General features: G+C 62.0%; 1 protein-coding gene and 1 pseudogene. One reads left to right on the forward strand and one right to left on the reverse strand.

Annotated elements, in window-relative coordinates; all coding sequences use genetic code 11:
* The coding region (locus MKK69_RS12265) for a hypothetical protein (protein ID WP_243968150.1) at positions 1–246 on the forward strand (246 nt) is incomplete at its 5' end.
* Positions 247–590: 344 nt separating this feature from the next.
* Here the strand turns inward: MKK69_RS12265 and MKK69_RS12270 are convergent.
* A pseudogene (locus tag MKK69_RS12270) lies at positions 591–734 on the reverse strand (RNA polymerase subunit sigma-70); the annotation flags it as partial.

A 734-nucleotide genomic window follows, 5' to 3' on the forward strand; every position in this document is an offset into this window, starting at 1 on the left:
TGTAGATACGGTGCCCTTGCATGGACGGCCCCCGGCCGCGTAAGAGGCGGCACTGTTCACTCAAACGTCGATCCCGGCGCCCCCCAGGCCGGCCCGCTGCTTAAAGATGCCGATCCGGTGTTGGCGGATCACCCGCTCAAGGTCAAGCACGGAAGGGTCATCCTCCTCACGCAGAGCGGCGTTCGCTCTGGCAAGCGCGGCAATAACCTGTTCGTCGAGCAGAATGTTAAGGCGAGCCTGCGCTGAAGACAGTCGCAATGATGATCCATGTTTCGGCTCGGCTCTGACATGCAGCCTCAACCGGGCATATCGGCTGCGGGTTCAAACCAGCGATGCAGCGGCGCAATTTCGACCATTGTTCAGCTGTTTGAGCACGGGTTTGGCGCGTGCAAGCTCCAAATCGCTCGGCCATCTGGGGCGGAAAGGTAGACAGCGTTCGCGCCGAGGGCTTGGAAATCCAAATCGAGGTCGCGTGCGATGGCGACCGCCGCATCGTCATCGGCTGCAGTTATCCTGCGCTCGTCGAGTGTCGGACCAACGACGCCGTCCTGTTGCCGACAGACAGCACGGAAGATGTATGCGCGCATGCCCTACCCTGCGTTTGCTGAGAGCATCACGGCGTCAGTGCCGATCTCGGCACCGTTGTAGCCGAGTATCCGCGCAAGCTGGTCCCGGGCCCTCCAGATACGGCTCTTCACGGTCCCGACTTGGCAACCCATGACCGCGGCCGCTTC

The sequence above is a fragment of the Methylobacterium sp. J-026 genome (assembly GCF_022829585.1).
Lineage (GTDB): Bacteria > Pseudomonadota > Alphaproteobacteria > Rhizobiales > Beijerinckiaceae > Methylobacterium.